Raw genomic sequence first — 26,483 nt, forward strand, 5'->3', positions numbered from 1 at the left:
AAGGGCCGGGCCTGCTGGCCAATTTCCACCCGCCGTTCACCGTTGCCGCCGCTACCGTATTCGCGGGTAAACCCGCTCCTACGCCTATCGAGGGTGGACACACATTGGTGATCGGGCGCAGGCCGTCTTAGGCGCGGGTTTACCCGCGAACACGGGCGAAGCCCGTGCTATCCACCGCGTTGTCTGTTTCGCCAACAAGCCCGCACGCGCCAGGAAATGGCGGTCATTCGGCCGCCAACCGCCCCTTGTTCTGCCGGTCGGCCTTGTACTGCATGGCCACTGCCGGTGCCGGCTTGGCGGCACCGGTTTCCAGCCATTGACGCATGCGGCTGGCATCGGCGAAGTGGGTGTACTTGCCGAAGGCATCGAGAATGACCATGGCCACCGGGCGGTTATCCATGCGAGTCAGCAATACCAGGCAGTGCCCGGCCTCGTTGGTGAAGCCGGTCTTGGTCAGCTTGATATCCCAGTTGCTTTTGTTCACCAGGTGGTCGGTGTTACGGAAGCCCAGGGTGTAGTTGGGCTTGCGGAAGGCGACGGTCTTTTCGCGGGTGGTCGACAGCTCGCTCAGCATGGGGTACTTGCGCGAGGCCATCAGCAGCTTGGCCAGGTCGCGGGCAGTGGATACGTTCTGCGTCGACAGGCCAGTCGGCTCAACATAGCGGGTGTGGGCCATTCCCAGGCTGCGGGCTTTGGCATTCATTGCCTTGATGAACGCCGGATAGCCGCCGGGGTAGGCGTTGGCCAGGCTATTGGCCGCACGGTTTTCCGACGACATCAGGGTAATCAGCAGGGTTTCGCGGCGGTCCAGCTGGCTGCCCAGGCGCACGCGCGAGTACACACCTTTCATCTCCGGGTTGTTGGCAATGGTCATGGTGAGCATTTCATCCATGGGCAACTTGGCATCCAGCACCACCATCGCCGTCATCAGTTTGGTCACCGAAGCGATCGGCACCACGCGGTCGGCATGGCTTGAATACAGCTCCTGGTTGCTGTTCAGGTCGATCAGCAGAGCGCTGCCTGAAGCCAGATGCAGTTTGGAGGGGTCACGTTGAACCTGGGCCGGGGGTTGTGCAGCAGCAGTCGACGGAAGGGTCGCGGTACCTGTGAGCAACAGCAGCAGGCTGAGGATGGACAGGGATGTTTTCACGTTGAGGCTCACTAAAAGTTGGTATGTCGTTGGCTGTGCAAGGGTTTTCCCCCTAAAACCGATGCATTTTGGAGTATGGCTGAATTGCTGTCGAATGCCTTATGACTAAAGGGCGCAAGGTGAACGATATTTAATCCTGTACCCATTACGTTCTTTTCCAGCTTCGCCAGTTCCGTCCAATCGTTGGCAGAATTCAACCACTTGGCGTAGGTCGAGAGAAGCACCTGCACCGAGCGCCCAAGCTACCTAGCAATGAACGCTGGATTCGTGGTGACGAGCCAGAAGGTTGGAAGATGAATGGCGACTCCGTCGAGACGCGGCGCTTCTGCTTCGAGCGGTATTGCGCGATCTCTCTGGCCCTTGCCAGTGCGCCAAGAGCCCGGCTGTTCAACATTACGGTGCGGGTGTATTTCGTCTTGGTCCGCTCGACTGCCTGCTTTTCAACCACGATCCGGCAGATGTGAGCCGTCTTTTTCTCGACGTAAGGCTCCAAATCGCGGAGGAAACTCGTGATTTAGCCCTTTTCGATCTGGCCATCGATAGCAAACTACGAGCCTGCGATCTGACCAAGCTTCGCGTACGCGACGTTGCTCATGGGGAGCACGTGTCATCGCGGGCGATAGTGATGCAGCAGAAAACCCAATGTCCCGTACAGTTTGAAATTACAGAGCAAATGCGGCTGGCCCTACAGGCCTGGATACATCAAGCCCAACTCCACAGCGAGGATTGTCTTTTCCCAAGCCGGCTACACGCCTCAGTGCATCTCTCCACCCGGCAGTACGCCCGAATCGTCAAAGCGTGGATAAAGTCTATTGGGCTAGATCCTGCTATGTACGGCACCCACACGATGAGACGTACAAAGGCATCGCTGATCTATCGCAGGACAAAGAACTTGAGAGCAGTTCAGCTCCTGCTCGGCCATACAAAGCTTGAAAGCACGGTGCGATACCTGGGCATTGAAGTCGATGACGCATTGGAGATGGCAGAGCAGACGGAGGTCTGACAGCGTCCAGCGACGGTCGAGGTATGACCGTCGCGATTCGACCCATTGCAGCCGTTTAGACAAAGCAGTGGATGCCACGACCTACGCTGCTCACTGATCGGCTAAGCATAGATACTGATGTAACTGCTCTCCAAGAACCTCGAACGCCTGAGCGATCCTGTTAATTTTGCGCAGGTCATTGTGCATTGCGATCCACACCTCAACCTCAAAGCCAAAATCGTGTGGTAGCACATGTACCAGTCCGTGCGATTTTGCGATTTGAGTCGGGCAGAGCCCGAAGCCTAAGCCCGCTCTCAGAGCGGCCAGCTGAGCAAGGTGATGATCAGAGGCAATGGCGAAATGCTGGTCGGCATCGCACAGACCAGAGTCGATAAACCGACGCAAATCCGCTGAGCGTCTGTCTGGCCCGATCAGCGGTCGCTGGCGCAGCGACAGCAGGGAGGTTGGGTTACCGTAGCGCTCCAGGCACCCGGCACTGGCATGGATGCCAATCTGCAAACTGCCGACACGCCGCACCGTGATATCCGCTTCATTGGGCCGCATCAGCCGCACCGCAATATCCGATTGCAGCCTGGCGATGTCTTCAAGGGCATCGCTTATGCTCAGCTCAAGTTTGAGTCCGACGTGTTCGTAATGGAAAGGGCGCAGCAGGTCGGGCAAGACTTCGACGCCAAGCAACTCGCCACAGGTCAGCCGGACTGTACCGTGATCCATCGACGCTTCAGAGCTGGCCATGCGGTTGAAGGTTTGCGCGGCCAGATCCATGGCCTCCACATGTTCGATCAGGCGCTGCGCTCCGGCAGTAGGCGTCAGTCCTTGAGGTGTGCGGGTGAACAGACTCACACCGAGAGCGTGTTCAAGACAGTCGAGGCGCCGGCGCGCAGTGGCCTGGGCGATACCCAGCAGCTTCGCCGCGCCGCTCAGGCTACCAGAGCGCAACACGGCGAGAAATACACGCTGGCTTTCCCATTCAATACCGCTCATACATTCTTGGCCAACAGTTGCTCCTAATTTGATCTTCTGCCCGAGCCCGTGAAAAGCGATCATTCGCCCACATTTTTCCGGGCGTCATTGTAAGGAACTAACGCATGAGAATCACCGGTCAGTGCCGATGTGGGCAAGTCACCCTTGAGATCGTGGCGCGGCAATTGCCGCCGCTGTATGCCTGCCACTGTTTGAACTGCCAGCGCTGGAGCGGCAGTGCGTTTGGTCTGCACATGCTGAGCGCGGCTTCGGCTGTTCAGGTGTCTGGCGAAACGGCGATCTTTGAGCATGAACACCAAGGTCAAACGTCTACCCAACATGCCTGCGGTACATGTCATACCCGGCTGTTCAACGAGACGACGGCAGCACCCGGCATGCGAGTGGTACGGGCCGGCATCCTGGAAGGGGCTGAGCGCTTCGAGCCGGTTGCGCATATCTGGACTCGGCGCAAGCAGCCATGGCTGGTGCTGCCGGGAGCAATCGCACAATGGCAGGAGAGCCCCACGCCAGAAGCATTTGCCGCCGCATTAGGGTAAGAGCTTGCTCTTCCATAAGTGAAGATGTCGCTCGCCGAGCGGCAAATTATCAGGGTTGACTACGTCCGCTTTGGGTCGATTGCAGCCGCTCACGACTGACCGCTATCGACCCATAGCTGCCCTTCGCGAAAGGCAGCTACCGGCCAAAAGCGGCCCTTGATTATCTACGAAATCAGGGCCCATTCAGTAGCCGTGGAAAGAAAGTCGGTGTTGGTTATCAGAAAATCCTGCAGGCAACAGTTGCGGAATAGTCAGAGCCAGCGGCGAACCTCGGCCTTGTAGCGGCGGTAGTCGTCGCCGAACTTGGATTCGAGATAGCGCTCCTCGCGGGCGATTACCTGTTTCTGGATCACAATCAGCACCAATGGAAGCAAAGCCAAGGCGATTGCTCCGTCGAAGCCGACCGCAATGCCGGCATAGACAAGCGCCATGCCGAGATACATGGGGTTGCGGGTCCACCGATAAGGGCCGGTCGTTGCGATGAGGGTCGTTGGTCGCGACGGCGGAATGTTGGTGCCCAGACGCCGGAACAGCCCCGCCGCCGCAAGCATCATCACCGCGCCGGCAGCGAACAGCAGCGCGCCCGTCGCGACCAGCAACCACCGGTCGATGCCGAAGTAGCTCAGGGCGAGGAACCGATCCGCCGCCAGCCCCAACAGCAACGCTCCTAGATAGATGAAGGGCGGAGGTAAGCGCACCCCCGCGCTGTCCGGTTCGACGGCCATGTTCATTTCCTCTCTAAGCGCTCAAGCCAGCATCGACTGCTGGGCAAAAATACCCGCCATCGCGCCCTGCGATGATGCCTGGGTGACCGAGGGCAATATGGGCGTGGTGAGATCGCCGGCGGCGTAGACGCCGGGTGTGCTGGTTTGGCGGCGTTCGTCGACCTTGAGGACGACGCCGGTTGGCGTATCCATCGTGGCGAGGCCCAGCGATTCATGCAGGTTTGCGGATGGCTTGTTGCGCGGATGAGCAAACAGGATGTCGACCGCAACAGTGGAGCCAGTGTCGAGATTGACAGTAGCGATATGCCCTTGGTGATGGGCGATCTCAACGATCCGCCCGTCGATGACAGATATGTTGCGGTGAGCCAGATCGGCCTGGATATCAGGCGCAATGTCGTGACCATCGGCAAAGACAGTCAACCTGTCGGTCCAATCGAGGAACAGCCTGACCTGGTTGTGAGATTGCGGGCCGGACCACACGAGGCCCCAATGTTGCCCGGCGACTTCAAAGCCGTCGCAATAGGGGCAGGGGACGATGGACGTGCCCCAGCTCTCGGCAAAGCCTGGAACATCAGGCATCTGATCTGCGACGCCATAGCTTAGGATTACGCGGCGGGCCTTGAGGCTTTTGTGATCGTCAGTGACAACGCAGAAATCGTCGATTACGCCAGAAATTTTCTCCGCCCGGGCATTGACCAGCCTGACCGTTGGATAGCGCGCCAACTGCTGCCGCGCCGCGGCCAGGATTTCCAGCGGCGGTGTGTGATCGTGACCAAGCAGACCATGTGAACGGCCGGCAAAACGGTTACGCGGGCAGCCGGTATCGAGAACGATGACCTTGCGACGGGCACGGCCGAGCTGTAAAGCGGCGGCGAGACCGGCAAAACTTCCGCCGATGATGATGACGTCATTCATGGTGATGGGCTCCGCTGGAGGGCAGGTTCAAACCTAGGCTTTGGATTGCAAATTTAAGATACCGAGTGGTATCGTATACCTTGAATTAAGATACTGCAAAGTACCAATATCATGACTGAGACCATACAGGGCCGGCGCGGCCGGCCCACCAACGAGGCGCTTGCCCAAACGATACTCAACGCCGCGAGCGAACTTTTTGTGGAATTGGGTTTTCAAGCGACGACGTTGGACAAGGTCGCCCAGCGGGCGAAGATATCCAAGCTCAGCATCTATAGGCGCTTCGAGAACAAAGAGGCGCTGTTCAGCGCAGCCATCACGGCTGGTTGCCAGAAGTCGTTTGCACCACAGGCCCTGCTTGAAGGTGCCGAAGGTTCGGTCGAAGACCAACTTATGGCGGTGGGAACATCACTGCTGCGCACGCTGTTGAGACCAGACGTCAGCAGTATCGAAGCCATGGTCATGGCCGATAAAACGAGTCAAAACGCCTTGAGCAAGCGCCACTACGAAGCAGGCGCCGCCCATGTCATCGCCGACATCGAGATCCTGCTGCGCCAACTTCACGCGAAGGCGCTTCTCAACGTGCCCGATTCCCTCCAAGCCGCCCGCTTGTTTGCTGCGCTCTTCAAAGGGTCCGATCTACTGATGATCGCCCGCTTCGATCAGGCGAGAGCAGAGGACGAAAACGAAATCGAATCCTACTGCCGGTCGGCCGTCGCCATGTTCATAGCCGCGCACGGTCGCAGCGACCGCGCAAGTGGATAAGCATTTAATTGCTCCAGGGCAGCTTGGCCTAGGCTTGGTTTTACGCTTCAGGGTTCGCAGCGGAATCACAGGCTGCGTCCGATAACTACGCAGTACTGACGCAAGTGCTCAGCATCGCAGCCTGAATCGACCATAGACTCGGAGACTCCTTCAAGCTGCTGGCTGCTATTGACCGTTTGCTGTCCTTAGCGAGAGACCGCTTTGGGTCGACAGCGGACTGTGGGAGGTGGGTGTAGCTGACGACCCAGGACGGATCTTGGTTGGCTGAACGCCTGGATGGGGGAATAAAGCTGTCTAAAACCGCCCGAAAGCGTCTCGGTTTTATTGGGCCAAAGTCGCTGAAACTGGCTGAACCCTATTAGACAGGCCAGATGCTCAGGCCGCTTGCGGTGCGGTCTGAGGCTAGATTCCCACGCTACTGCTGCATTGCCGGGATGTGCTGGATGGACGTACAGCCGGCGCGTACCAATTTTTGTACCAATAGTGGGATGCAGTTCAGCGAAAGGTCCCGGTATTGAGGTTCTCGCCCGTGTCCGGTGATCTGATATAAAACCTTTCTGGACAGGGTAAGCGCACACTTGATGTAGCTCAGAGCTTCTGAGCATTGAGAGGTGCGTATGACCATAGATAGGGATGGAATGGATTGGGATCAGCAGGTTAGCAGGCCGGCTGAAAACAATGGTCCGCCAGGCGGTCAAGACTCGGAAGGTAAACGGGAGCAGCCCGAGGATCGCGACGACTCCGCACATAATCGGCCCTTTCGAGGCAAGCAGAGACCAGGCCCGCCGGACCCATCGCGGGCATCCAATGCCGAGCGTTATAGTTATCACAAGCGCCCACTGGAGTAATTGCCAGTACAGTGTGTAAAGGCTGGCGGAAGTACTGTTCAGCCCAGCTAATAGAAGCCCAGCCCCGCGCTGGGCTTTTTGCATTCATGAGACGCCATGAGGGCTTGTGATAGCAGGGCTGGGCATCGACGTTCAGCGGTGGATAAGCGAGAGCTCGCTGATGATGCAGATCGAGCCGTCCTCGGCGGGGGTTGCGTCGGTGTAGTCGACCTGGTTGTAAACCCCGCCGTGGAACTCGAACAGGTGCGAAGCCCAGGTACTGTCGAGCTGCAAATCGCCCGACGAGGCGGATACCCCGTTGCATTCGGCCGTCACGGTTACCACGCCTTCAGACGTGGTGTGAATGCTGATGTGGAACGTCGCACCCAGTGGCACCCCCTTCAGGACTGTGGAATTCACCGGGTCGGTCTGGTTGAAGGTGCGCCGAAACCCCAGGGTGATGTTGCCCTTGTTCCAGAACACCTTTACCGGCGGGCCGTCGTCCCCGCGTACGTGCATCTGGGCGATGACCACCTTCTGCGCCGAGTTGACCTTGGTCAGCGTCATGGTCTGGCGATTCCAGTGATCCTGGGCGCTGGCCAGCGTCCAGTCTTGCGTTTCTGTCCATTCGCAGCGTGTCCTGTGGGTACTTTTGCTCGAAGCACCTTTGGTTGGGGCTGAGAACTGGATCGAGCCATCGCTGAGCACCGTCACGATGCTGGGAAAGCGGGCAATCGCTTCAGCACCGTTCAGCTCCAGAGCAACGGGGTTGGTTGAGGAGACGGCTACCGGCGTGGCGATGGTGAGGTGGCTGATATCTACGGCCATGGGGAACTCCTGGCGAAAAGGTTTGAGTGACAGAGCAGCCGTGCAAGTGACGGCTGAACACAAAGTTAGCCGCAAGCTAAATCATGGTCAATAGCTTATCGCTAAATTAATTTCGCTTTACGTAAAATTACCTGTTGGCGAAATTTTTCCGCAGTGGGGGCTTTACGCAGGATTTGGCAGTGAGCTAAGCTTTTGCTGAGTACTGTACGAATATACAGCTATCAGGATGAGAATATGGCACGCCACATGAAGTCGGAAACCCAACAGCGCCAGGAAATGACCGGAATAGAGCGGCTTAGCCTGCGGGTATCGTCAATGATCAACCACCCGCTCGCACAGACGCAGCGCTGGGTAGTGGTGCACCGTCTGGATACCGACGGTGAAGCGGAATGGGAGGAGGTGATGGGCCAACTGCTGGAAATGCCCGAGTTGCAGCTTACGTTCAATGATGACGCCAGCGTGACGGTGCGATGGGCGCGCAGTAGCGTGGAAGAGCGTGATGATTTTATCGTCGAGCGCGACTGCGAGGCTCAGGTCGAGGAAGCTGCACCGTTCTGAGCTTCAGCAAAAGCCCGCCGGTCAGGGCGGGCTTCGGTTTATACAAGGTGGGCATTCCACACCAGCAGGACCCTGGCCTGTATGTAGGTCTCTTCCCGACGAATCATGCGGTCTTTGTGCCGCGAGTTGTCGGAGATCATCTCGAAGTGGTCCTCGTCTGCGATCTGTAGCCGCTTGATGTAGATGTGGTCGCCCCAGGAAAAGAAGTAGATGCCATCGCCGACGAACTCTCGGATGCTGACGTCGACGATCAGCGGGTCGCGGTGCCTGATGGTCGGCTCCATCGACTGGCCCCAGCCGGTCACCATCTTCAGGTGATGGTGCTCGCTGAACGTCACGCCCAGTTCGCGCAGGTGGCTGGGGCTGACGCGAACGTCCTTGAACATCTCGGGGTAGTCGTGGGGGATCTGGCCGCCGCCCATGGCTGCCCGCACGTCATAGTGGGCAATCCACACTTCGTCACCGACCAGGCCGGGGCGCAGCGGCTCGGCTTCCAGCAGCGTGGCATCTGCAGGCTCTTGCGCCGCAGCCAGCAGCCTTTGCCGGGTTTCTTCAGCGATACCTTTGCCGCTTCGGGCAAGCATCTGTTTGACCAGGTCGGCTGCAGAGAGCTTGTTGTCACCTGGCTCGACAGCCGCCTGTGCGTGTTCGCCTGGCGACAGCGCGTCGAACCAGCCCCGTGGCAAACCTTCGATGCCCTCGATGCGGCGGGCCACGTCATCGCCCAAGTTTTTCACGGTCTTGTCGGAAAGGATCTGGCTAAGGTGTGCAGGCGCCATCCCCCAGCGCTCTGCGCAGGTGCCCTTTCTCTGGCTGCCGATCAGCTTCACCAGGTTGTGCTTGCGAATTTGGTAGATGTCCATGGGGTAAAGCATGCCAGTGTTTAGCTTGCTGCTAAATGTGCGCATGGCTAAATCTGCTCTTGTCGTGTTGTTAGCCGTAGGCTAAATTAAGCGCGCGAACAAGGAAAGCTGACGAGACATTTTTCTCCAGGGCTGATCACATCATCATCTGTAATGAGGTTCACATGGATCCGACCGACCTCGGCCCGGGCACCGTCACTTGGCTGGGCGGTACGGGGACTGTACTGCTGGGTGCGTTTCTGTGGCTGCGTAAATGGTTGTCGAGGGATGCAGTCGACCGCGTGATGGACAACGCTGAAATTGCTGTCATCCGCCACCTGACAGAGCTGCTGGACATTGAACGGGATGCCCGAAGGGAGGCGCAGGCAAAAGCTGATCTGCTCGCCAAGGAACGAAACGAACTGGTGATGACCGTAGGCCGGCTGCAAGGCAAGGTCATGGTGCTGACCAGTAAGCTGGGCAGTAGCGGCCAAACGTAGGGGGGCAGCCCGGGCAATCCGTGAAGAAAAAAAAGCCCGCCAAATTGGCGGGCGACAAGGGCGTAGGGAGCAACGCACAACAAATTCGGTTCAGGCAACCAAAGTACCTGGTTGCAACTGTTCGGCCAGTGCCTGGGCTGAGGCGAGCGTCGGCATCGGGCCGCTCACGGCTTCGCCGTTGCGAACCAGGTACCAGCACGCCAGCAGGCCCTGCTCACGCAGTGAGGCGGGAACGGCGCTGCCGACAACGGACATGATCTGGATAGTGGCCATGGGGACCTCCTGTGAAACATGGCCCTACCATACGCAGCAGCCGGGATTGTTTGAAATCAACTTCCTCGATAGTGATCATTGCTCCTATCAACCATTACCAGCGCGGTGGCCCGTAGTACACCGGTGGCGGCCCATAATAGGTGCGGTAGCCCGGTGGCGGTGGGGGTGGTGCGTAGTAGGGCTGGTAGTAAACCGGCTGTGGTGGCGGTTGTACGTACACCGGCGGCGGCGCGTAATAGACCGGCTGGCGTTCGACATACACTGTGCGGTCATGGCCGCCATAAACCGTCGCCCCAACCACGGCGCCGACCACTGCCGCACCCAGCAGTGGCCCCGGCCCATACCAACCACCGTGCCCATGGCCACCATAGCCGCCGTGCGCTGCTGCAGGCCCGCTGATGGCCAGGGCACCGACCAGCAGGACGATTCCGGGAATGAGACGGTTCATAAAACAACCTCGCAGGAAAACCCCACGTCCGGGGCCCTGTTACTATGACTCCGGTCTCTGTCAGCTGAGCACAGGGGAACGGTAAAGGTTGTGTAAGGGGCGACCAGTGGTTGACTCTGTTACGCTGAATAAACGTTTCAGTCATTACCAAGGAGCCTGTTATGCCGACAACTCCCAGCCGGGACACCGTGCTTTGCATCTCTCTGGCCGGTCGCCCCGGCACCTTCGGCGTGCGCTTTCACAACCACCTGTACCAGCAGTTGGGCCTGGACTTCTACTATAAGGCCATGCGCACCGATGACCTGCCGGCGGCGGTGGCAGGGATCCGCGCCTTGGGTATTCGCGGCTGCGGGGTGTCGATGCCGTACAAGGAAGCCTGCATGGCCTTGGTCGACGAAATCGATCCCTCGGCGGCGGCCATCGAGTCGGTCAATACCCTTGTCAATTGCAATGGCCACCTGAAGGCGTACAACACCGATTACCTGGCTGTGCGCCAATTGTTGGTTCAGCATCAGGTCGACCCGGGCACTGCCTTTGCCCTGCGAGGCAGTGGGGGCATGGCCAAGGCCGTGGCCAGCGCCTTGCGCGATGCCGGGTTTGCCGAAGGCATCATCGTTGCACGCAACGAGCAGGCCGGGCGTCAGTTGGCGGATGTCTGTGGTTATCGCTGGGTGCCTGAGCCAGGCGACCTCTGCCCGCCGATGCTGGTGAACGTGACGCCGATCGGTATGGCAGGCGGGCAGGAGGCAGAAGAGCTGGCGTTTCCCGAGCACGCCATCGCGGCGGCGGAGCGGGTGTTCGATGTGGTGGCAATGCCGGCGCAGACGCCGTTGATTCGCCGGGCTCAGGCGTTGGGCAAGCCGGTGATCACTGGGCTGGAGGTCATTGCGCTGCAGGCGCTGGAACAGTTCGTGTTATACACCGGGGTAAGGCCGACGCAGGCGCAGGTGGATGCGGCGGTGGCATACGCGCGGGCTAGCTAGTTAATGCCACCCCCTTCACAGCTTCGGCGGCGAAGGGGGTACAGGCGAAACCCGGATCAGAACACCTCGTGCCCGTTATCCAGCTGTTTGTCGACCAGTGCCCGGCCATGGGCCAGCGACACACGCTGCGCATTCTCAAGGTCGGAGAAGAACTGCATTGGCATCGACATGCGCTTGCTGGTGTGCCCGTCAGGTGCCGTGATCAGGCAGCCGGCGGCATAGGGCAGGGGGGAGTCGGGATGGGGCATCACGCTGGCAGTGATGGTGTGCTCGCGGTATTCACAGTGAAGAGATTGCATCGTCCTTACCTCGCTGTGGCATGTGAAGCAGTTACCTTCATATACCACAGCAAGAGGCCGGGAGTTCCCGGCCCGACGAGCGCGCCGCGACGAACGCTTAGCCTTCGAGCTCGGTTGGCTGGATCACTTCGACCCAATAACCGTCCGGGTCCTTGACGAAGGCCAGGTGGTTCATGCGGCCGTCCTGCAGGCGTTTCTGGAACGGTACTTCCAGTTCCTCGAAGCGCGCGCAAGCGGCGCGTACGTCGGGTACCGAAATGCAGATGTGGCCAAAGCCGCGCGGGTCGGTGTTGCCATTGTGGTAGGCGAACTCGGCATCGTTTTCGGTGCCATGGTTGTGGGTCAGCTCCAGCACGCCGGGGATCGCCTTCATCCACTGGTGGCGTGCGGTGTCATCAGCGGGGATCTGGGCAGGGTCGACCAGGGCCAGGAAGTACAGGCTGAAAGCGGCTTCAGGGAAGTCACGCTTGTCCACCAGGCGGAAGCCCAGCACGCGGGTGTAGAAGTCCAGCGACTTCTCGATGTCCTTGACCCGCAGCATGGTGTGGTTGAAGACGAACTGGGCGGTGGCGGCGTCAGGTTGCGCGGTGACGCCAGGCAGGGTTTGCAGATCGTGCAGGCTCATGGGAACTCCTGAGACGGGGCCGGGCGCAGGGCGCCGGCAAAACAGACAGGCTGGCCATGATACGGCAGTGCGCCGATTGCGCAAATGAAAGCGCCCTGCAAAGGCAGGGCGCTGAAATTAGAGGCCCGCATGTGCGGGCGCGTGATGGGGTCGCTAATCCTTTAGCTGTTTCGATACTGAGCCACGCCTTGTGAAAAAAGCGTGAAGCCTTTGTGGGCATTTCATCAGCGTACCCAGCTTTCTACCGTGGCGGCCCCATATTGTTCTTTCCAGGCCTTGAGGCCGCGGTGGTTGCCGCCTTTGGTCTCGATGCGTTCGCCGGTGTGCGGGTTCTGATAGACCTTGACCACCCGCGGGCGGCGTTGTTGCTTGGGGGGTGTGCTGGAAGCGCGGGCCACAGCCTTCGGGTCGAGGATGGCGATGATATCGCGCAGGCTCTTGTCATAGCTTTTCATCAGGCCGACTAGTTTCTGCTCGAATTCGATTTCACGTTTGAGGCCGGCATCCTTTTTCAACGCTTCCAGTTGCGCCATCTGTTCCTGGAGCGCTTTTTCGGCAGCACGAAACTCTGCAAGTCTGGACACTGTAATCACTCCTGTACGTCGGTCGTGGCAGGGCGTGACGAACATTGAAGAAGAGTAAAAACGCCGGCCACGCAGGTGGGTTCCACTGTTCGCTGATATCGAGTGTAGTCATTCATGGCTACTGGGTAAACTGCTAACTTTTTGCAAGTAAGCCGGGAACTTTCCTAGTTTTGCGTGCGCTATTTTGCGGTGTTTCTGCGGTTGCGCGACAGGGGGGCTAGACCATGGTCCAATGGCCCGCGCCAGAGCCTTTGCGCGATCATTTCAGATGATGGCCGACTCATGTTCGGACCTGCCGCAGTGCCGTGGCCAACCCGTGCCACAGGTTGTTAACTCGTCTTCATTCTGGATGTTTGCTCGCATGTTTTCCCCTTTCCCCCTCGCCCCCGGGCGCCGTGTAACCGGCCTGGTTCTATTGTGTGCCGGTGTCAACGCCCAGGCTGCCGGGTTTCTTGAAGACGGCAGTGCCAAGATCGAAGCACGCAATGTCTATTTCAACCGGGACTTCCGGGACGGTTACAGCAGTTCCAGCCAGGGCGCATCCAAGCGCGAAGAGTGGGCACAAGGCTTCATCCTCAATGTGCAATCGGGTTATACGCAAGGCCCGGTAGGTGTTGGTGTGGATGCGCTGGGCATGTTCGGCTTCAAACTGGATTCCAGCCCGGCCGACAGTAACAGTGGATTGCTGCCCTCGTCTGGCCACGACCCCCGGCACTCGGCCGACCAGTATGCGAAGATGGGCCTGGCGGCCAAGGTCAAGGTGTCCAATACCGTGCTCAAGTACGGCTCAATGATGCCTGATGTGCCGTTGCTCAAGTACAACGATGGCCGTCTGCTGCCGACTCTGTTCCAGGGTGCCATGCTCACCTCTGAAGAACTGCACGACCTGAAGTTCACCCTGGCTCGCCTGGACAACTACACCGCTCGGGATTCCACCGACCGCCAGGACATCCGCGTGCACTGCAAGAACAAGCGTTATGCCTGCGATACCGAAGCCGACCACTTCGACCTGGCTGGTGTCGACTACCGTTTCAACGAGCGTTTCAGCGCCCAGTACCAAGTGGCCAAACTGGAGAATATCTACCGTCAGCACTTTCTCGGCCTGGTGGCCAGTCAGCCGCTGCCGGTGGGCAGCCTGTCAGCTGACATGCGCCTGATCAAGAGTGATGACATCGGCAATGCCCGTGCCGGTGAAATCGACCATCGCGCCTTCAGCGGCATGCTTGGCTACAGCCTCGGTGGCCACAAGCTCAGCGCCGGCTGGCAGCGCATGTATGGCAACAGCGCCATGCCGTACCTGGATGGTAGCAACCCGTACCTGGTCAACTATGCCCAGGTCAATGATTTCGCCGCTGCACAGGAGCGCTCCTGGCAAGTGCGCTATGACTACGACTTCAAGGCATTGGGTGTACCCGGCCTGACCTTCTTCACCCGTTATATCAACGGCGACAATATCAAGGTGCCGGGCAGCCGTGCCGAAGGCAAGGAGTGGGAACGCGACACCGAGTTCAAATACCAGGTGCAAAGTGGCTCTTTCAAGGATGTCAGCGTACGCCTGCGTAATTCCACTTACCGCAGCAACTATGAACAGTGGGCGCGTGACATGGATGAGACGCGGGTCATTGTCAGCTACAACTTCTCGATCTTCTAAGCGGCTGCTTTGCCAAATACCGGTAGCCGCCTGACAATGGTGGCGGGTTCCCGCAAAGGGCAGGGCAATGAAAGACCTGTTGTTGATCGGCATCGGCGCGGGTGACCCGCGCCAGGTCACCTATGAAGCAGTCGATGCGCTGCGATGCGCTAGCGTGTTCTTCGTGCTTGACAAGGGCGACGACAAAGATGAACTGGTACGCCTGCGCATGGCCATTCTGCAGCGCTACCGCCCCGAAGGTGGCTATCGCCTGGTGCCGGTGGTCGACCCGTTGCGCGATGTGCAGGCGGATGACTACCTGGGCGCGGTGCAGCACTGGCACCGGCAGCGTGCTGCGCTGTATGCGCGCCTGATCGAGGAGGAAATTGGCGACGGGGAAACAGGTGCCTTCCTGCTGTGGGGCGAGCCGACCTTGTACGACAGCACCCTGCGCATTCTCGACCTGGTCCGCGAACAGGGCGTGACGTTGCGCTTGCAGGTCATCCCTGGCATCAGCAGTGTGCAGGCGCTGGCGGCGCGGCACCAGGTGCCGCTCAACCGCATCGGCGAGCCCCTGACCGTGCTGCCGGGGCGACGCCTGGCCGGGCAGGGGGCTATCGACAACGTGGTGGTGATGCTCGACGGGCAGTGCGTCTTTGCCGGGCTCGATGACCCGGCGCTGACCATCTATTGGGGCGCGTACCTGGGGACCGAGGATGAAGTGCTGATCGCCGGGCCGTTGCAGGCGGTGAAGGCACGGATACTGGAAGTGCGCGAGCGGGAGCGGGCGCGCAAAGGGTGGATCATGGATACCTATCTGCTGCGCAGAGAGCTGTGAGGTGGGTTGCCTGTGTCGGCCTCTTCGCGGGCAGGCCCGCTCCGGCAAGCGAAACAGGCAACGCCGTGCTCAAGGGTTACCCAGAATGCCCACCACCGTGTCCCGCAACTGATCGATGCTGAACGGCTTGCCGATCAGGTGCATGCCCTCCGGTACCGTGAGGCTGTCGGCGTAGCCGCTGGCGAACAGCACCGGTAATAGCGGCCGCAGTTCGCGCGCTTTGCCCGCCAGCACCTCACCTCGCATGTCCGGCAGCCCCACATCGGTCATCATCAGTGCCAGCGTCTGGCTTGGGTCTTCAAGTACACGCAGGGCGGCTGCGGCGTCTTCTGCCTCGATGACCTTGTAGCCCAACTCGTCGAGCACTTCGACCGTCAGCATGCGTACGATGTCGTCGTCTTCGACTACCAGAAGGTGCATGGTTCAAATCCTGTACAAATGAGTGTCTTTAATCTGTGCACCGCGCGGCATCAGAAGTTCCCGAGGATACCGCTCCATGCAAATAGATGGAACGATTGCCGAATGCAACCTTCAAATACTGGCTAAATGCCCTGCCAGACCCGTGAAAGCTGGTTAGACTCGCTTATCAGGACAGCGCAGTGGCAGATAACAATAACGACTGATCGGCCACTCTTTTCAATGGACTTTTCTAGCTCGGGCGTTTTCTCATGATTCAAGCAGCCTCGATGGACCAGCGAAGCTTTCGCAAGCTGTTGAGCCGTAACATCGGCCTCCCCCTGGGGGTTGGCCTGCTCGGGGCCGTGGCCTTCGTCGCGGTGATCAACTACCTGCTTTCGGCCATGCAGTGGGTCGAGCACACCGACCGGGTGATCGGCAACGCCAACGAAACGGTCAAGCTCTCGATCGACATGGAAACGGGCATGCGCGGCTTCCTGATCACGGGCGACGAGCGCTTCCTTGACCCTTACGAGGTGGCCAAGCCACGCATTCTCGGCAGCCTGCAAAGCCTGCGCAGCATGGTCGAGGACAACCCGCAGCAGGTTGACCGTATTGACCGGCTGATGGCCTTGCAGCGGGCCTGGAACGACTTCGGTAACGAGATGATCAGCCTGCGCCGCAGCCAGGGCGATTACCAGGCCTCGATCGGCAATGGCCGGGGCAAGCGCATCACCGATGAAATCCGCAAGGAGTTCGATGACCTGATCATTACCGAACAACAACTGCGCATGGCCCGTAACGAAAAAGTCAGTGCCGTCACCGTGACGGCGATTTCGGCTTTCGTGCTGTTCATTGTCGGCCTCAGTGCATTGCTGGCCTACCTGGGCCGTCGTGACCTGCTGGCACTTTCGGCCAACTACGCTGAAAACCTGCAAGCCCAGCAACGCTCGGCGCAGCGCCTGGAGCACCAGGCCTGGTTGCGCACCGGCCAGACCCAGCTGGCGCAGCAGGTGCTCGGGCAACTGACCTTGCCCATGCTTGGCGAGAACATCCTGCGCTTCTTTGCCTCTTATCTGGGCAGCGTGGTGGGCGCCGTGTACGTGCGCGACGAGCATGGCCGGCTGGTGCGCGTGGCCTGTTATGGCCTGAGTACCGAAGAGCAGGCCCGTGAGCAGATCGAGTCGGATCACCATGGCCTGTTGGCCCAGGCGGTCCGCGAAGGCCGCTTGCTGCGCCTGGAGGAACTGCCCGAAGATTTCTATCGCTTCAGTTCCGGCCTGGGCAGTGGCTTGCCGCGCAGTGCATTGCTGATGCCGGCGACCGAAGACGGGCAGATCAACGGGGTGATCGAGCTGGGTTTCCTGCGCCCCTTGCAAGAACGGGATGAAGAGCTGCTGGAGCGGGTCGGCGGCAACCTGGGCATGTCGATCGAGAGCGCCCGTTATCGCCAGCGCCTGCAGGAAGTGCTGGCCGAAACCCAGCAACTCAATGAAGAGCTGCAGGTGCAGCAGGAAGAACTCAAGACTGCCAACGAAGAGCTCGAAGAGCAGTCACGGGTGCTCAAGGAGTCTCAAGCCCATCTGGAAACCCAACAGGCCGAACTCGAGCAGACCAACGAGCAGTTGTCGGAACGCACCGATGCGCTGGACCGCAAGAACGATGAGCTGAGCCAGGCGCAGCTGGAGCTGCAGGCCCGTGCCGACGACCTGCAGCGATCGAGCAAGTACAAGTCCGAATTCCTCGCCAACATGTCCCATGAGCTGCGCACGCCGCTCAACAGCTCGCTGATCCTGGCCAAGTTGTTGGCTGAGAACGGTGAAGGCAACCTCAGTGAGGAGCAGGTCAAGTTCGCCGAATCCATCTACTCGGCCGGTAACGATCTGCTCAACCTTATCAACGACATTCTCGATATCGCCAAGGTCGAGGCCGGCAAGCTCGAAGTACGGCCCGAGACCACCCAGGTCGAGCGCCTGGTCGAAGGCTTGCGCGGCATGTTCCAGCCGCTTGCCGGTCACAAGGGGCTGGCCTTCGAGGTCAAGGTCGAGCCGCAGGTACCGGTCACGCTGTTCACCGACCGTCAGCGCCTGGAGCAGATCCTCAAGAACCTGCTGTCCAACGCCATCAAGTTCACCGAGCGTGGTCAGGTCAGCATGAACGTCAGCTTCCAGGCTGGCAGCGGTATCGTGTTCGCAGTCCGTGACACCGGCATCGGCATTGCGGCCGATCAGCAGCAGGCGATCTTCGGCGCCTTCCACCAGGTCGATGGCACCAGTAATCGCCGCTATGGTGGTACTGGCCTGGGGCTGTCGATCTCCCGTGACCTGGCGCATTTGCTCGGTGGCCAGATCAATGTCGAAAGCAGCCCTGGGCAAGGCAGCGTGTTCAGCCTGATTCTGCCGGAGCGCTACGCCGCCGAGGCCGAAGACGTCGAGCCGCAAAGCCTGCGCCCGGCCGTCGATGCGTTGCCGCCCGCACCGCAAGCGCCGTTGGCCGCCGCTGTCATGCGCCCGGCGCCGGCCTTTGCCGACGACCGCGAGCGGGCCCCTTTCGATACCCGTTGCATTCTGGTGATCGAAGACGAGCCCAACTTTGCCCGCATCCTCTTCGACCTGGCCCATGAGCTGGGCTATAGCTGCCTGGTGGCCCATGGCGCCGACGAAGGCTTCGAGCTGGCAGCCCAGTACATTCCGGATGCGATCCTGCTGGACATGCGCCTGCCCGACCACTCGGGCCTCACCGTCCTGCAGCGCCTCAAGGAGCAGGCCAGCACCCGCCATATCCCGGTGCACATCATTTCGGTTGAAGACCGCGTCGAGGCGGCCATGCACATGGGGGCGGTGGGGTATGCGGTCAAACCCACCAGCCGCGAGGAGCTCAAGGAGGTGTTCGCTCGCCTGGAAGCCAAGCTCACGCAAAAGCTCAAGCACATCCTGCTGGTGGAAGACGACGACCTGCAGCGCGAGAGCATCGCCCGGCTGATCGGCGACGACGATGTCGAGATCACGGCCGTGGCCATGGCCCAGGATGCCCTGGCGCTGTTGCGCCAGAACATCTACGACTGCATGATCATCGACCTCAAGCTGCCAGACATGCTCGGCAACGAGCTGCTCAAGCGCATGACCGCCGAGGATATCCGCGCCTTCCCGCCGGTGATCGTGTATACCGGCCGCAACCTCACCCGCGAGGAAGAAGCCGATCTGCTCAAGTACTCACGCTCGATCATCATCAAGGGCGCACGTTCGCCGGAGCGCCTGCTCGACGAAGTGACGCTGTTCCTGCACAAGGTCGAATCGCAGCTGTCCAACGAGCGTCAGCGCATGCTCAAGACCGCGCGCAGCCGCGACAAGGTGTTCGAGGGCCGCAAGGTGCTGCTGGTGGATGACGATGTGCGTAATATCTTCGCCCTGACCAGTGCCCTGGAGCACAAGGGCGCCATTGTCGAAATCGGCCGCAACGGGCGCGAAGCCATCGAGCGCCTGGAGCAGCACGACGACATCGACCTGGTGCTGATGGACGTGATGATGCCGGAGATGGACGGCTTCGAGGCCACGCGGCTGATCCGCCAGCAACCGCGCTGGCGCAAACTGCCGATCATCGCCGTGACCGCCAAGGCCATGAAGGATGACCAGCAGCGTTGCCTGCAAGCCGGTGCCAATGACTACCTGGCCAAGCCGATCGACCTGGACCGCCTGTTCTCGTTGATCCGTGTCTGGCTGCCGCAACTGGAGCGAATTTGACTAGCGAACGCAACACCGACATCGAGATCCGACTGCTGATCGAGGCGATCTACCTCAAGTACAGCTACGATTTCCGCAATTATTCCGGCGCTTCGATCAAGCGTCGGATCCTCCACGCGCTGCGTCAGTTCGATTGCCTGACGGTGTCTGCGCTGCAGGAGCGTGTGCTGCACGACCCGGGCATGTTCATGCAACTGCTGCAGTACCTGACGATCCCGGTCAGCGAGATGTTCCGTGACCCTGACCACTTCCTTGCCGTGCGCAACGAAGTGGTGCCGTTGCTGCGTACCTGGCCCTCGATCAAGGTCTGGATCGCGGGCTGCAGCACGGGGGAAGAGGTGTATTCCATGGCCATCCTGTTGCGTGAGGAAGGGCTGCTTGAGCGCACCATCATCTACGCCACCGACATCAACCCGCATTCGCTGGACAAGGCCAAGCAGGGCATCTACTCGATGCAGAGCATGCGCGAATACGAGGAAAACTACCGCCTGGCCGGTGGCCGCCGAGACTTCGCCGAGTACTACACCGCCGCCTATGGCAACGCCATCATGGACAGCAGCCTGCGCGACAATGTCACCTTCGCCGACCACAGCCTGGCCACCGACAGCGTGTTCTCCGAGACCCAGTTGGTGTCGTGCCGCAATGTGCTGATCTACTTCAACAAGGACCTGCAGGATCGGGCGCTGGGCCTGTTCCATGAGTCGCTCTGCCACCGTGGTTTCCTGGTGCTGGGTAGCAAGGAGTCGGTGGACTTTTCGGCCTACAGCGATCGTTTCGAGCCGCTGGTCAAGCCTCAACGGATCTTCCGTAAATCATGAGCGGTGTACGTGCAGTGGTGATCGGCGCCTCCGCCGGTGGCGTGGCGGCATTGTTCCAGGTGCTCGGCGCGCTGCCGTCGACGTTCGCCATACCGGTGCTCTGCGTGCTGCACCTGCCGGACGATCGCCACAGCCAGCTGGCCGGCGTGCTGCAGCGGCGGCTTCATCGGCCGGTGTGCGAGGCACGTGACAAGGAGAGGATCAGCGGCGGGCAGATCTATGTGGCAGGGCCGGGTTACCACTTGTCGGTGGAGCGCGACCTGACGCTGTCGCTGAGCCAGGAAGAACCCGTGCACTTCTCGCGCCCGGCGATCGATTTCCTGTTCATCTCGGCGGCCGATGCCTACGGCGACAGCCTGCTGGGTGTGCTGCTCACCGGGGCCAACGAAGACGGCGCCAGGGGCCTTGCCTACATCAAGAACAATGGGGGGCGCACGATTGTCCAGGACCCTCGTGACGCACAGGTTGCCCTGATGCCGGAGGCCGCCCTGGCCCTGCACCAGCCCGACCATATTCTTACTCTGAGCGGTATCGGGCAGTTGCTCGCGACCCTGGAATACAGCGCATGCTAAGCCACACCATCGCCAAACTGCTGATTGTCGACGACTTGCCGGAAAACCTGCTGGCGCTCGATGCCCTGATCCAGGGCGAGGACCGCGAGGTGCACCAGGCACAGTCTGCCGAGGCTGCCTTGTCGTTGCTGCTCGAGCACGAGTTCGCACTGGCCATTCTCGATGTGCAGATGCCGGGCATGAACGGTTTTGAACTGGCCGAGCTGATGCGCGGTACCGACAAGACCAAGCACATCCCGATCGTCTTCGTCAGCGCGGCGGGTCGCGAGATGAATTATGCCTTCAAGGGCTACGAGAGCGGGGCCGTGGACTTTCTGCACAAGCCGCTCGACACCCTGGCGGTGAAAAGCAAGGTCTCGGTGTTCGTCGACCTGTTCCGCCAGCGCAAGGTGCTTGGCCGGCAGCTGGAAGCCCTGGAGCAGAGCCGCCAGGAACAGGAGCTGCTGCTCAGCCAGTTGCAGGTGGCACGGTGTGAGCTGGAGCACGCCGTGCGCATGCGTGACGACTTCATGTCGATCGTCTCCCACGAGGTGCGCACGCCGCTCAATGGCCTGATCCTGGAAACCCAGTTGCGCAAGATGCACCTGGCACGGGGCAACCTGGACGCCTTCAGTGTCGACAAGCTGCAGGCCATGGTCGAGCGCGACGAACGGCAGATCAACAGCCTGATCCGGTTGGTCGAGGACATGCTCGATGTTTCGCGCATCCGTACCGGTAAACTGTCGCTGCGGCCCAAACTGTTTGACCTGGGCCAACTGGTGCGTGGGCTGGTGGAAAACTTCACGGCGCAGGCCATGGCCCTGGACACACACATCGAATTGCAGCGTTGCGAAGCGCTGAAGGGGGAGTGGGACGAATTCCGGATTGAACAAGTAGTGGCCAACCTGTTGTCCAATGCAATGCGTTACGGCGAGCGCAAACCGGTGCAGGTACGGGTGTTCGAGCAGGGCGGCATGGCCTGGGTGCAGGTGCAGGACCACGGCATCGGTATCAGCGCCGTCAACCAGCAGCGGATCTTCCAGCAGTTCGAGCGGGTCTCTGCCCAGCAGGCCAGCGGAGGGTTGGGCCTGGGGTTGTACATCTCCGAGCAGATCGTCCAGGCGCACGGTGGCCGGATACAGGTTGAAAGCGAGGAGGGCAAGGGTGCCACATTCACCCTGCAATTGCCGATGGCAATATTCAAAGAACAAAACGACCAGGCGCGGGCAACCTCTGTGTAAGCCTGGGGTCTGATGGCCAACTGTAAGTATTTCAAGGCGTTAACATGAGTGAAGATGCACAAGATGTGGTTCTGGTCGTCGAGGATGAACCGGCGATTCGCATGATTTTGCGCGATTACCTGGCGGGTGAGGGGTACCACGTCCTGGTGGCTGAGGATGGCGAGCAGGCGTTTGCCATCCTGGCCAGCAAACCGCACCTGGACCTGATGGTGACAGACTTCCGTTTGCCGGGGGGGATCTCGGGGGTGGATATTGCCGAGCCCGCGGTGAAATTGCGGCCTGACCTGAAGGTGATTTTCATCAGCGGCTACCCGGCGGAGATTCTCGAATCTGGCAGCCCGATCACCCGCAAGGCACCTATCCTGGCCAAGCCGTTTGACCTGGATACCTTGCACGAGCAGATCCAGTCGCTGTTGCGCTGAGGCATCCGGCCTTTTCGCGGGGCAAACCCGCGAGGAGGCCGTTGCAGGCTATCGCAGCGTCCGCTCAATTCCGCCGACCAGCAAGTTTTCCATCAGCTCCAACCCTTGCGCTTCAGGCAGTGCTTTGAGCAACCCCGGCAGCTGGTTGAGAAACGTCGCCAGTACATGCGCTGTAGCGTCCAACGCTTGCCCCGGCAGTTTCGCTTGCGGTGCGATCAAGCGCAGCAAACCCGCCTCATAGCGCTTGCGCAACGATGCCAGGTGCGCCTGTTGCGCCTCACTCAAACAACACAGATCCCGCTCGGCCAGCCGAAACTGCAGCGGCCGTTCGGCATGCAACTGCCAGTGCGCAGCAATCAGGCAGCTCAATGCCGATGTCCCCCGGGCCATGGCCCGGCGGGCCTGGTCCAGGGTGGCCTGCAGCTCTTCGTACAACTCTTCGATCAAGTCGTACAGCAGGTCCTGCTTGCTGGGAAAGTGATGGTACAGCGAGCCGGCGGTCAGCCCCACATGGGCCGCCAGCTCGCGCATGCTGACCTGGCCAAAGCCCTTTTCGGCAAACAATGCCATGGCCTGGTCACGTCGCTCCTCAAAGTTGGCACAGCGCATTGCGGCATTGACCGGGGGCATGGTGCTTGGTCCTCAGTAGGTGAAGAAACCGCGACCGCTCTTGCGCCCCAGCCAGCCGGCCGCGACCATTTCCTTGAGCAGCGGAGCGGGGCGGTACTTGCTGTCGTTGAAGCCTTCATGGAAGGCCTCCATGATCGCCAGCAGGGTGTCCAGACCGATCAGGTCGGCCAAGGCCAGCGGGCCGATCGGCTGGTTGCAGCCCAGGCGCATGCCCGTGTCGATGTCCTCGGCACTGGCCAGGCCTTCCTGGCGCACGAAGATCGCCTCGTTGATCATTGGCACCAGGATGCGGTTGACCACGAAGCCCGGACGGTTGCCGGCGGTGATCGGGGTCTTGCCGACTTTTTCGGTCACCACCAGCGCCTGGGCGTAGGTGTTGTCGCTGGTCTGCAGGCCACGAATGATTTCGACCAGCGCCATCATCGGTACTGGGTTGAAGAAGTGCACACCAATGAAGCGCTCGGGGTGCTCGATGCTGGCGGCCAGTTGGGTCACCGACAGCGACGAGGTGTTGGTGGCGATCAGGCAGTCGGCGGCAACGTTAGCTGCCACCTGCTGCAGGATGCGCTGCTTGAGCTGCAGGTTCTCGGTCGCCGCTTCGATCACCAGGTGTGCAGCGCTGAGCTGGGTGTAGTCGGTGCTGGTGCGAATGCGTGCTTTGGCGGCTGCGGCCTTATCGGCGTCGAGGGTGCCTTTGCTGACCTGGCGCTCGAGGTTCTTGCTCAAGGTGGCCACGCCGCGCTCGAGCGCTGCGTCGGAAACATCCACCAGCAGCACCTGGTAGCCGGCAATGGCGCACACCTGGGCAATGCCGTTGCCCATGGTGCCCGCGCCGATCACGGCGATCTGTTCAATGCTCATGTGTCAGTCTCCCTCAGACGCGCTCGAACACGACAGCGATGCCTTGGCCACCGCCGATACACATTGTGGCCAGGGCGTAGCGGCCCTGGATGCGCTGCAGCTCATGGATGGCCTTGGTGGCGATGATCGCACCGGTGGCACCCACCGGGTGGCCCAGGGAAATGCCCGAACCGTTGGGGTTGACCTTTTCCGGGTCGAAGCCCAGCTCGCGGGCTACGGCGCAGGCCTGGGCGGCGAAGGCCTCGTTGGACTCGATCACATCCAGGTCTTGTAGGTTCAGGCCGGTTTTTTCCAGCACTTTGCGGGTGGCCGGGATCGGCCCCAGGCCCATCAGCTCCGGCTCCACCCCGGCGTGGGCATAGCCCACCAGGCGTGCCAGCGGTTTCAGGCCCAGGCGGCGCACTGCGTCACCGGTGGCCAACACCAGGCCGGCGGCGCCATCGTTGATACCGCTGGCGTTGCCGGCGGTGACGGTGCCGTCTTTCTTGAACACCGGCTTCATGCCGGCCAATTGTTCGGCGGTCACATCAGCACGCACATGCTCGTCGACACTGAACTGCACGCTGCCTTTGCGGGTTTTCAGCTCCAGCGCAACGATCTGGCTGGCGAAGCGGCCCTCGGCAATGGCACGCGCGGCACGGCGCTGGCTGGTCAGGGCCAGTTCGTCCTGCATTTCGCGGGTAATGCCGTGCTTGGCCGAAACGTTCTCGGCGGTGATGCCCATGTGGAAGTGCTGGAACGGGTCCTGCAGCACGCCGACGGTATAGTCGATGCCTTGCAGGTCACCCATGCGTGCACCCCAGCGCGCTTGTGGCAGCAGGTAAGGGCCACGGCTCATGGATTCGGCGCCGGCTGCGACGGCCACATCGGTGTCGCCCAGCAACAGGCCCTGGGCCGCAGAGACAATAGCCTGCAGGCCAGACCCGCACAGGCGGTTGACGTTGAATGCCGGCGTTTCCTTGGGGATGCCAGCGTTCATTGCCGCTACCCGTGCCAGGTAGGCGTCACGCGGTTCGGTGGGGATCACCGTGCCCATCACCAGGTGGCCGACTTGCTCGGCGGCCAGGCCCGAACGCTCGATGGCGGCGCGGGTCACGGCGCTGGCCAGGTCGGCCAGTGGCAGGTCCTTGAGGGAACCGCCGAAGCCACCAATGGCTGAACGGACGGCACTGACGACGTAGATTTCTGCGCTGCTCATGAGGGCTCCGATTGCGAAGGCGTGGCGGGACCGGGCCAGGCTCTGCGAGAATGGTGGGCGGCCCCGAAGTGGGATCGAGTCTAGGCAAAGGCTCTGTTGCCGCCTATGCCGGATCTGTTCAAACAACCTGGCACTTTTTGCCACTCAGCATAGACAGCGAAAACCGCCATGCGCGAAAGCGATTCAGTCGCCGTGTACTTCCTCAACGCCATGCTCCACGCCCTGCGCGACACGCCCGCCGAGCGTGATGCCCAGCTGCGTGCGGTGGGCATTGCCCCGCAGCTGCTCGATCAGCCTCAGGCGCGGGTGCCGGCCAAGGCGTTCGCCCAGCTGTGGCTGGCGTTGATCCAGCGCCTGGACGATGAGTTCTTTGGCCTCGACAGCCACGGCATGCCGCTGGGCAGTTTTGCCCTGATCTGCCGGGGTTTGATCCTCGAGCCGAACCTGGAAAAGGCCTTGCGCCAGTGCATGGGGGGCTTCGGCCTGTTCCTGCGTGACCTGCGTGGCAGCCTGACGGTACGTGGCGGGCGGGCGCTGATCAGCGTGCAGTCGAACATTGCCGACCCATTGACCCGGGTCTATGCCGAGGAAACCTACCTGGTGCTGATGATCGGCATGCTGTGCTGGCTGGCCGGGCGGCGGATTGCCATCGACCGCACGGAGCTCGCGGTGTCGCGCCCGGCCCAGGAGGACGACTTGCTGCTGTGGGGGCCGGACCTGCGCCTGGGCAGCGGACGCACCGAGGTGGAGTTCGACAGCGCTTACCTGCGCCTGCCGGTGGTGCAGGACCGAGCCGCTTTGCAGACCTTCCTGCGCAGTGCGCCACAGGGCCTGGTGATCCGCTTTCGCAATCAGAACGGGCTGGTGGCTGAGGTGTATCGGCACCTGCGGGCATTGCGCTATGGACAGTGGCCGACATTGGCCGCGCTGGCGCAGCAGCAGGGGGTCAGTGCCAGTACCTTTCGCCGGCAGTTGGAGCGGGAGGGGCGTTCGTACCAGCAGATCAAGGATGAAGTGCGCCGGGCCATGGCCTTCGAGCGGCTGCGCGAAGGCGCGTTGAGCATTGCCGAAATTGCCGAGCAGGCGGGGTTTCAGGAACCGAGTGCCTTCCACCGGGCGTTCAAGAAGTGGACCGGGCAGAGCCCAGGAAGCTACCGGGCGCGGCTGGCCGGCCTGCGTTCTACCTGTGGGAGCGGGCATGCCCGCGAAGAAACCATCGCGGTGGATGGCACCGGCTCTGCCGGTGTTCGCGGGTAAACCCGCTCCTACAGGGCACGCACAGAATTGTGGGAGCGGGCATGCCCGCGAAGAAACCA

General features: G+C 60.8%; 29 protein-coding genes. 14 read left to right on the plus strand and 15 right to left on the minus strand.

Going from position 1 to position 26,483, the window contains the following annotated elements:
* Positions 1-223: 223 nt before the first annotated feature.
* Complete coding sequence (gene pbpG / locus ACTJJN_RS04245; RefSeq protein ID WP_012051929.1) at positions 224-1,150, minus strand: D-alanyl-D-alanine endopeptidase; 927 nt, start codon at positions 1,148-1,150, stop codon at positions 224-226.
* A gap of 433 nt (positions 1,151-1,583) precedes the next feature.
* On the opposite strand from pbpG, the gene ACTJJN_RS04250 reads away from it, so the two are divergent.
* Positions 1,584-2,153, plus strand: a complete 570-nt coding sequence (locus tag ACTJJN_RS04250) for a tyrosine-type recombinase/integrase (protein WP_042161462.1) — start codon at positions 1,584-1,586, stop codon at positions 2,151-2,153.
* A gap of 90 nt (positions 2,154-2,243) precedes the next feature.
* Here the strand turns inward: ACTJJN_RS04250 and ACTJJN_RS04255 are convergent, their stop codons facing one another.
* Entirely contained in the window at positions 2,244-3,200 is a 957-nt protein-coding gene (locus ACTJJN_RS04255; RefSeq protein WP_012051931.1) for a LysR family transcriptional regulator, read from the minus strand.
* Between the two features lie 41 nt (positions 3,201-3,241).
* Here ACTJJN_RS04255 and ACTJJN_RS04260 point away from each other — a divergent pair, with 41 nt between their 5' ends.
* Positions 3,242-3,673, plus strand: a complete 432-nt coding sequence (locus ACTJJN_RS04260; RefSeq protein ID WP_012051932.1) for a GFA family protein — start codon at positions 3,242-3,244, stop codon at positions 3,671-3,673.
* Positions 3,674-3,924: 251 nt separating this feature from the next.
* On the opposite strand, the gene ACTJJN_RS04265 is transcribed toward ACTJJN_RS04260, so the two are convergent.
* A complete protein-coding gene (locus tag ACTJJN_RS04265; protein ID WP_041167306.1) occupies positions 3,925-4,398 on the minus strand; it encodes a methyltransferase family protein in 474 nt (157 codons plus the stop codon).
* Positions 4,399-4,419: 21 nt separating this feature from the next.
* The gene (locus tag ACTJJN_RS04270; RefSeq protein WP_014756204.1) at positions 4,420-5,313 is read right to left on the minus strand and encodes an NAD(P)/FAD-dependent oxidoreductase; all 894 of its coding nucleotides are present in this window, start codon (positions 5,311-5,313) and stop codon (positions 4,420-4,422) included.
* Positions 5,314-5,424: 111 nt separating this feature from the next.
* Between ACTJJN_RS04270 and ACTJJN_RS04275 the strand changes: the two genes are divergently transcribed.
* Positions 5,425-6,075: a TetR/AcrR family transcriptional regulator gene (locus ACTJJN_RS04275; protein WP_014756205.1), complete on the plus strand. Its 651-nt coding sequence runs from the start codon at positions 5,425-5,427 to the stop codon at positions 6,073-6,075.
* A 980-nt stretch (positions 6,076-7,055) separates the two neighbouring features.
* On the opposite strand, the gene ACTJJN_RS04280 is transcribed toward ACTJJN_RS04275, so the two are convergent.
* A complete protein-coding gene (locus ACTJJN_RS04280; RefSeq protein WP_003256199.1) occupies positions 7,056-7,730 on the minus strand; it encodes a polysaccharide lyase family 7 protein in 675 nt (224 codons plus the stop codon).
* Positions 7,731-7,964: 234 nt separating this feature from the next.
* Here ACTJJN_RS04280 and ACTJJN_RS04285 point away from each other — a divergent pair, with 234 nt between their 5' ends.
* Positions 7,965-8,288: a DUF1654 domain-containing protein gene (locus ACTJJN_RS04285; protein ID WP_012051940.1), complete on the plus strand. Its 324-nt coding sequence runs from the start codon at positions 7,965-7,967 to the stop codon at positions 8,286-8,288.
* A 38-nt stretch (positions 8,289-8,326) separates the two neighbouring features.
* Here the strand turns inward: ACTJJN_RS04285 and ACTJJN_RS04290 are convergent, their stop codons facing one another.
* Complete coding sequence (locus ACTJJN_RS04290; protein WP_019751052.1) at positions 8,327-9,151, minus strand: S24 family peptidase; 825 nt, start codon at positions 9,149-9,151, stop codon at positions 8,327-8,329.
* Positions 9,152-9,315: 164 nt separating this feature from the next.
* Here ACTJJN_RS04290 and ACTJJN_RS04295 point away from each other — a divergent pair, with 164 nt between their 5' ends.
* Positions 9,316-9,630, plus strand: coding sequence for a hypothetical protein (locus ACTJJN_RS04295; RefSeq protein ID WP_017148253.1), 315 nt, complete (start codon positions 9,316-9,318; stop codon positions 9,628-9,630).
* A 90-nt stretch (positions 9,631-9,720) separates the two neighbouring features.
* Here ACTJJN_RS04295 and ACTJJN_RS04300 read toward each other — a convergent pair whose 3' ends face one another.
* The gene (locus tag ACTJJN_RS04300) at positions 9,721-9,903 is read right to left on the minus strand and encodes a hypothetical protein (RefSeq protein WP_012051943.1); all 183 of its coding nucleotides are present in this window, start codon (positions 9,901-9,903) and stop codon (positions 9,721-9,723) included.
* Positions 9,904-9,997: 94 nt separating this feature from the next.
* A complete protein-coding gene (locus ACTJJN_RS04305; RefSeq protein ID WP_003256193.1) occupies positions 9,998-10,351 on the minus strand; it encodes a hypothetical protein in 354 nt (117 codons plus the stop codon).
* Positions 10,352-10,512: 161 nt separating this feature from the next.
* On the opposite strand from ACTJJN_RS04305, the gene ACTJJN_RS04310 reads away from it, so the two are divergent.
* Positions 10,513-11,334: a shikimate 5-dehydrogenase gene (locus ACTJJN_RS04310; protein ID WP_017148254.1), complete on the plus strand. Its 822-nt coding sequence runs from the start codon at positions 10,513-10,515 to the stop codon at positions 11,332-11,334.
* Between the two features lie 56 nt (positions 11,335-11,390).
* Here the strand turns inward: ACTJJN_RS04310 and ACTJJN_RS04315 are convergent, their stop codons facing one another.
* From ACTJJN_RS04315 to ACTJJN_RS04325, 3 genes are all read right to left on the minus strand, one after another.
* On the minus strand, positions 11,391-11,633 hold the full coding sequence (locus ACTJJN_RS04315) for a hypothetical protein (RefSeq protein WP_003256190.1): 243 nt from the start codon (positions 11,631-11,633) through the stop codon (positions 11,391-11,393).
* Positions 11,634-11,730: 97 nt separating this feature from the next.
* Positions 11,731-12,258 (minus strand): lactoylglutathione lyase, encoded by a 528-nt coding sequence (gene gloA, locus ACTJJN_RS04320; protein ID WP_003256188.1) that lies wholly within the window; start codon positions 12,256-12,258, stop codon positions 11,731-11,733.
* A gap of 224 nt (positions 12,259-12,482) precedes the next feature.
* Positions 12,483-12,842 carry a histone-like nucleoid-structuring protein, MvaT/MvaU family gene (locus ACTJJN_RS04325; RefSeq protein ID WP_010954596.1) on the minus strand — a complete coding sequence of 120 codons (360 nt, stop codon included), beginning with the start codon at positions 12,840-12,842 and terminating at the stop codon, positions 12,483-12,485.
* Positions 12,843-13,203: 361 nt separating this feature from the next.
* On the opposite strand from ACTJJN_RS04325, the gene ACTJJN_RS04330 reads away from it, so the two are divergent.
* On the plus strand, positions 13,204-14,493 hold the full coding sequence (locus tag ACTJJN_RS04330; protein WP_017148255.1) for an OprD family porin: 1,290 nt from the start codon (positions 13,204-13,206) through the stop codon (positions 14,491-14,493).
* A 67-nt stretch (positions 14,494-14,560) separates the two neighbouring features.
* Positions 14,561-15,310 carry a precorrin-6A synthase (deacetylating) gene (gene cobF / locus ACTJJN_RS04335; RefSeq protein WP_014756213.1) on the plus strand — a complete coding sequence of 250 codons (750 nt, stop codon included), beginning with the start codon at positions 14,561-14,563 and terminating at the stop codon, positions 15,308-15,310.
* A 69-nt stretch (positions 15,311-15,379) separates the two neighbouring features.
* Here cobF and ACTJJN_RS04340 read toward each other — a convergent pair whose 3' ends face one another.
* Complete coding sequence (locus tag ACTJJN_RS04340) at positions 15,380-15,730, minus strand: response regulator (protein ID WP_003256181.1); 351 nt, start codon at positions 15,728-15,730, stop codon at positions 15,380-15,382.
* Positions 15,731-15,978: 248 nt separating this feature from the next.
* On the opposite strand from ACTJJN_RS04340, the gene ACTJJN_RS04345 reads away from it, so the two are divergent.
* The 5 genes from ACTJJN_RS04345 to ACTJJN_RS04365 are packed head-to-tail and all read left to right on the plus strand — an operon-like array spanning position 15,979 to position 22,478.
* Positions 15,979-19,446 carry a response regulator gene (locus ACTJJN_RS04345; RefSeq protein ID WP_017148256.1) on the plus strand — a complete coding sequence of 1,156 codons (3,468 nt, stop codon included), beginning with the start codon at positions 15,979-15,981 and terminating at the stop codon, positions 19,444-19,446.
* Complete coding sequence (locus tag ACTJJN_RS04350; protein WP_003256179.1) at positions 19,443-20,264, plus strand: CheR family methyltransferase; 822 nt, start codon at positions 19,443-19,445, stop codon at positions 20,262-20,264. The genes ACTJJN_RS04345 and ACTJJN_RS04350 overlap by 4 nt, the downstream gene beginning before the upstream one ends.
* A complete protein-coding gene (locus ACTJJN_RS04355) occupies positions 20,261-20,836 on the plus strand; it encodes a chemotaxis protein CheB (protein WP_012051950.1) in 576 nt (191 codons plus the stop codon). The genes ACTJJN_RS04350 and ACTJJN_RS04355 overlap by 4 nt, the downstream gene beginning before the upstream one ends.
* The gene (locus tag ACTJJN_RS04360) at positions 20,830-22,056 is read left to right on the plus strand and encodes a hybrid sensor histidine kinase/response regulator (protein WP_012051951.1); all 1,227 of its coding nucleotides are present in this window, start codon (positions 20,830-20,832) and stop codon (positions 22,054-22,056) included. Before ACTJJN_RS04355 ends, ACTJJN_RS04360 begins: the two co-directional genes overlap by 7 nt.
* Before the next feature lie 44 nt (positions 22,057-22,100).
* Positions 22,101-22,478 (plus strand): response regulator, encoded by a 378-nt coding sequence (locus ACTJJN_RS04365; RefSeq protein ID WP_003256176.1) that lies wholly within the window; start codon positions 22,101-22,103, stop codon positions 22,476-22,478.
* Between the two features lie 48 nt (positions 22,479-22,526).
* Here the strand turns inward: ACTJJN_RS04365 and ACTJJN_RS04370 are convergent, their stop codons facing one another.
* Genes ACTJJN_RS04370 through ACTJJN_RS04380 form a run of 3 tightly spaced genes read right to left on the minus strand, consistent with a single transcriptional unit; the run spans position 22,527 to position 25,167 of the window.
* Positions 22,527-23,108 (minus strand): TetR/AcrR family transcriptional regulator, encoded by a 582-nt coding sequence (locus ACTJJN_RS04370; RefSeq protein ID WP_003256175.1) that lies wholly within the window; start codon positions 23,106-23,108, stop codon positions 22,527-22,529.
* A 12-nt stretch (positions 23,109-23,120) separates the two neighbouring features.
* The gene (locus ACTJJN_RS04375) at positions 23,121-23,969 is read right to left on the minus strand and encodes a 3-hydroxybutyryl-CoA dehydrogenase (RefSeq protein WP_003256174.1); all 849 of its coding nucleotides are present in this window, start codon (positions 23,967-23,969) and stop codon (positions 23,121-23,123) included.
* A gap of 13 nt (positions 23,970-23,982) precedes the next feature.
* The gene (locus ACTJJN_RS04380) at positions 23,983-25,167 is read right to left on the minus strand and encodes an acetyl-CoA C-acyltransferase family protein (RefSeq protein ID WP_003256172.1); all 1,185 of its coding nucleotides are present in this window, start codon (positions 25,165-25,167) and stop codon (positions 23,983-23,985) included.
* Between the two features lie 168 nt (positions 25,168-25,335).
* Between ACTJJN_RS04380 and ACTJJN_RS04385 the strand changes: the two genes are divergently transcribed.
* Complete coding sequence (locus tag ACTJJN_RS04385) at positions 25,336-26,424, plus strand: AraC family transcriptional regulator (RefSeq protein ID WP_019751060.1); 1,089 nt, start codon at positions 25,336-25,338, stop codon at positions 26,422-26,424.
* The last annotated feature ends 59 nt before the right edge of the window (positions 26,425-26,483 follow it).

The sequence above is a fragment of the Pseudomonas sp. 22515 genome, assembly GCF_052044625.1.
GTDB classification, from domain to species: Bacteria; Pseudomonadota; Gammaproteobacteria; order Pseudomonadales; family Pseudomonadaceae; genus Aquipseudomonas; species Aquipseudomonas alloputida.

What these genes read in the sequence shown, in the direction of transcription:
- ACTJJN_RS04255 (WP_012051931.1), bottom strand. Translation starts at nt 3,200, where the DNA reads ATGATCGCTTTTCACGGGCTCGGGCAGAAGATCAAATTAGGAGCAACT.
- ACTJJN_RS04260 (WP_012051932.1), top strand. Translation starts at nt 3,242, where the DNA reads ATGAGAATCACCGGTCAGTGCCGATGTGGGCAAGTCACCCTTGAGATC.
- ACTJJN_RS04265 (WP_041167306.1), bottom strand. Translation starts at nt 4,398, where the DNA reads ATGGCCGTCGAACCGGACAGCGCGGGGGTGCGCTTACCTCCGCCCTTC.
- ACTJJN_RS04270 (WP_014756204.1), bottom strand. Translation starts at nt 5,313, where the DNA reads ATGAATGACGTCATCATCATCGGCGGAAGTTTTGCCGGTCTCGCCGCC.
- ACTJJN_RS04275 (WP_014756205.1), top strand. Translation starts at nt 5,425, where the DNA reads ATGACTGAGACCATACAGGGCCGGCGCGGCCGGCCCACCAACGAGGCG.
- ACTJJN_RS04280 (WP_003256199.1), bottom strand. Translation starts at nt 7,730, where the DNA reads ATGGCCGTAGATATCAGCCACCTCACCATCGCCACGCCGGTAGCCGTC.
- ACTJJN_RS04285 (WP_012051940.1), top strand. Translation starts at nt 7,965, where the DNA reads ATGGCACGCCACATGAAGTCGGAAACCCAACAGCGCCAGGAAATGACC.
- ACTJJN_RS04290 (WP_019751052.1), bottom strand. Translation starts at nt 9,151, where the DNA reads ATGGACATCTACCAAATTCGCAAGCACAACCTGGTGAAGCTGATCGGC.
- ACTJJN_RS04295 (WP_017148253.1), top strand. Translation starts at nt 9,316, where the DNA reads ATGGATCCGACCGACCTCGGCCCGGGCACCGTCACTTGGCTGGGCGGT.
- ACTJJN_RS04300 (WP_012051943.1), bottom strand. Translation starts at nt 9,903, where the DNA reads ATGGCCACTATCCAGATCATGTCCGTTGTCGGCAGCGCCGTTCCCGCC.
- ACTJJN_RS04305 (WP_003256193.1), bottom strand. Translation starts at nt 10,351, where the DNA reads ATGAACCGTCTCATTCCCGGAATCGTCCTGCTGGTCGGTGCCCTGGCC.
- ACTJJN_RS04310 (WP_017148254.1), top strand. Translation starts at nt 10,513, where the DNA reads ATGCCGACAACTCCCAGCCGGGACACCGTGCTTTGCATCTCTCTGGCC.
- ACTJJN_RS04315 (WP_003256190.1), bottom strand. Translation starts at nt 11,633, where the DNA reads ATGCAATCTCTTCACTGTGAATACCGCGAGCACACCATCACTGCCAGC.
- gloA (WP_003256188.1), bottom strand. Translation starts at nt 12,258, where the DNA reads ATGAGCCTGCACGATCTGCAAACCCTGCCTGGCGTCACCGCGCAACCT.
- ACTJJN_RS04330 (WP_017148255.1), top strand. Translation starts at nt 13,204, where the DNA reads ATGTTTTCCCCTTTCCCCCTCGCCCCCGGGCGCCGTGTAACCGGCCTG.
- cobF (WP_014756213.1), top strand. Translation starts at nt 14,561, where the DNA reads ATGAAAGACCTGTTGTTGATCGGCATCGGCGCGGGTGACCCGCGCCAG.
- ACTJJN_RS04340 (WP_003256181.1), bottom strand. Translation starts at nt 15,730, where the DNA reads ATGCACCTTCTGGTAGTCGAAGACGACGACATCGTACGCATGCTGACG.
- ACTJJN_RS04345 (WP_017148256.1), top strand. Translation starts at nt 15,979, where the DNA reads ATGATTCAAGCAGCCTCGATGGACCAGCGAAGCTTTCGCAAGCTGTTG.
- ACTJJN_RS04355 (WP_012051950.1), top strand. Translation starts at nt 20,261, where the DNA reads ATGAGCGGTGTACGTGCAGTGGTGATCGGCGCCTCCGCCGGTGGCGTG.
- ACTJJN_RS04360 (WP_012051951.1), top strand. Translation starts at nt 20,830, where the DNA reads ATGCTAAGCCACACCATCGCCAAACTGCTGATTGTCGACGACTTGCCG.
- ACTJJN_RS04365 (WP_003256176.1), top strand. Translation starts at nt 22,101, where the DNA reads ATGAGTGAAGATGCACAAGATGTGGTTCTGGTCGTCGAGGATGAACCG.
- ACTJJN_RS04370 (WP_003256175.1), bottom strand. Translation starts at nt 23,108, where the DNA reads ATGCCCCCGGTCAATGCCGCAATGCGCTGTGCCAACTTTGAGGAGCGA.
- ACTJJN_RS04375 (WP_003256174.1), bottom strand. Translation starts at nt 23,969, where the DNA reads ATGAGCATTGAACAGATCGCCGTGATCGGCGCGGGCACCATGGGCAAC.
- ACTJJN_RS04380 (WP_003256172.1), bottom strand. Translation starts at nt 25,167, where the DNA reads ATGAGCAGCGCAGAAATCTACGTCGTCAGTGCCGTCCGTTCAGCCATT.
- ACTJJN_RS04385 (WP_019751060.1), top strand. Translation starts at nt 25,336, where the DNA reads ATGCGCGAAAGCGATTCAGTCGCCGTGTACTTCCTCAACGCCATGCTC.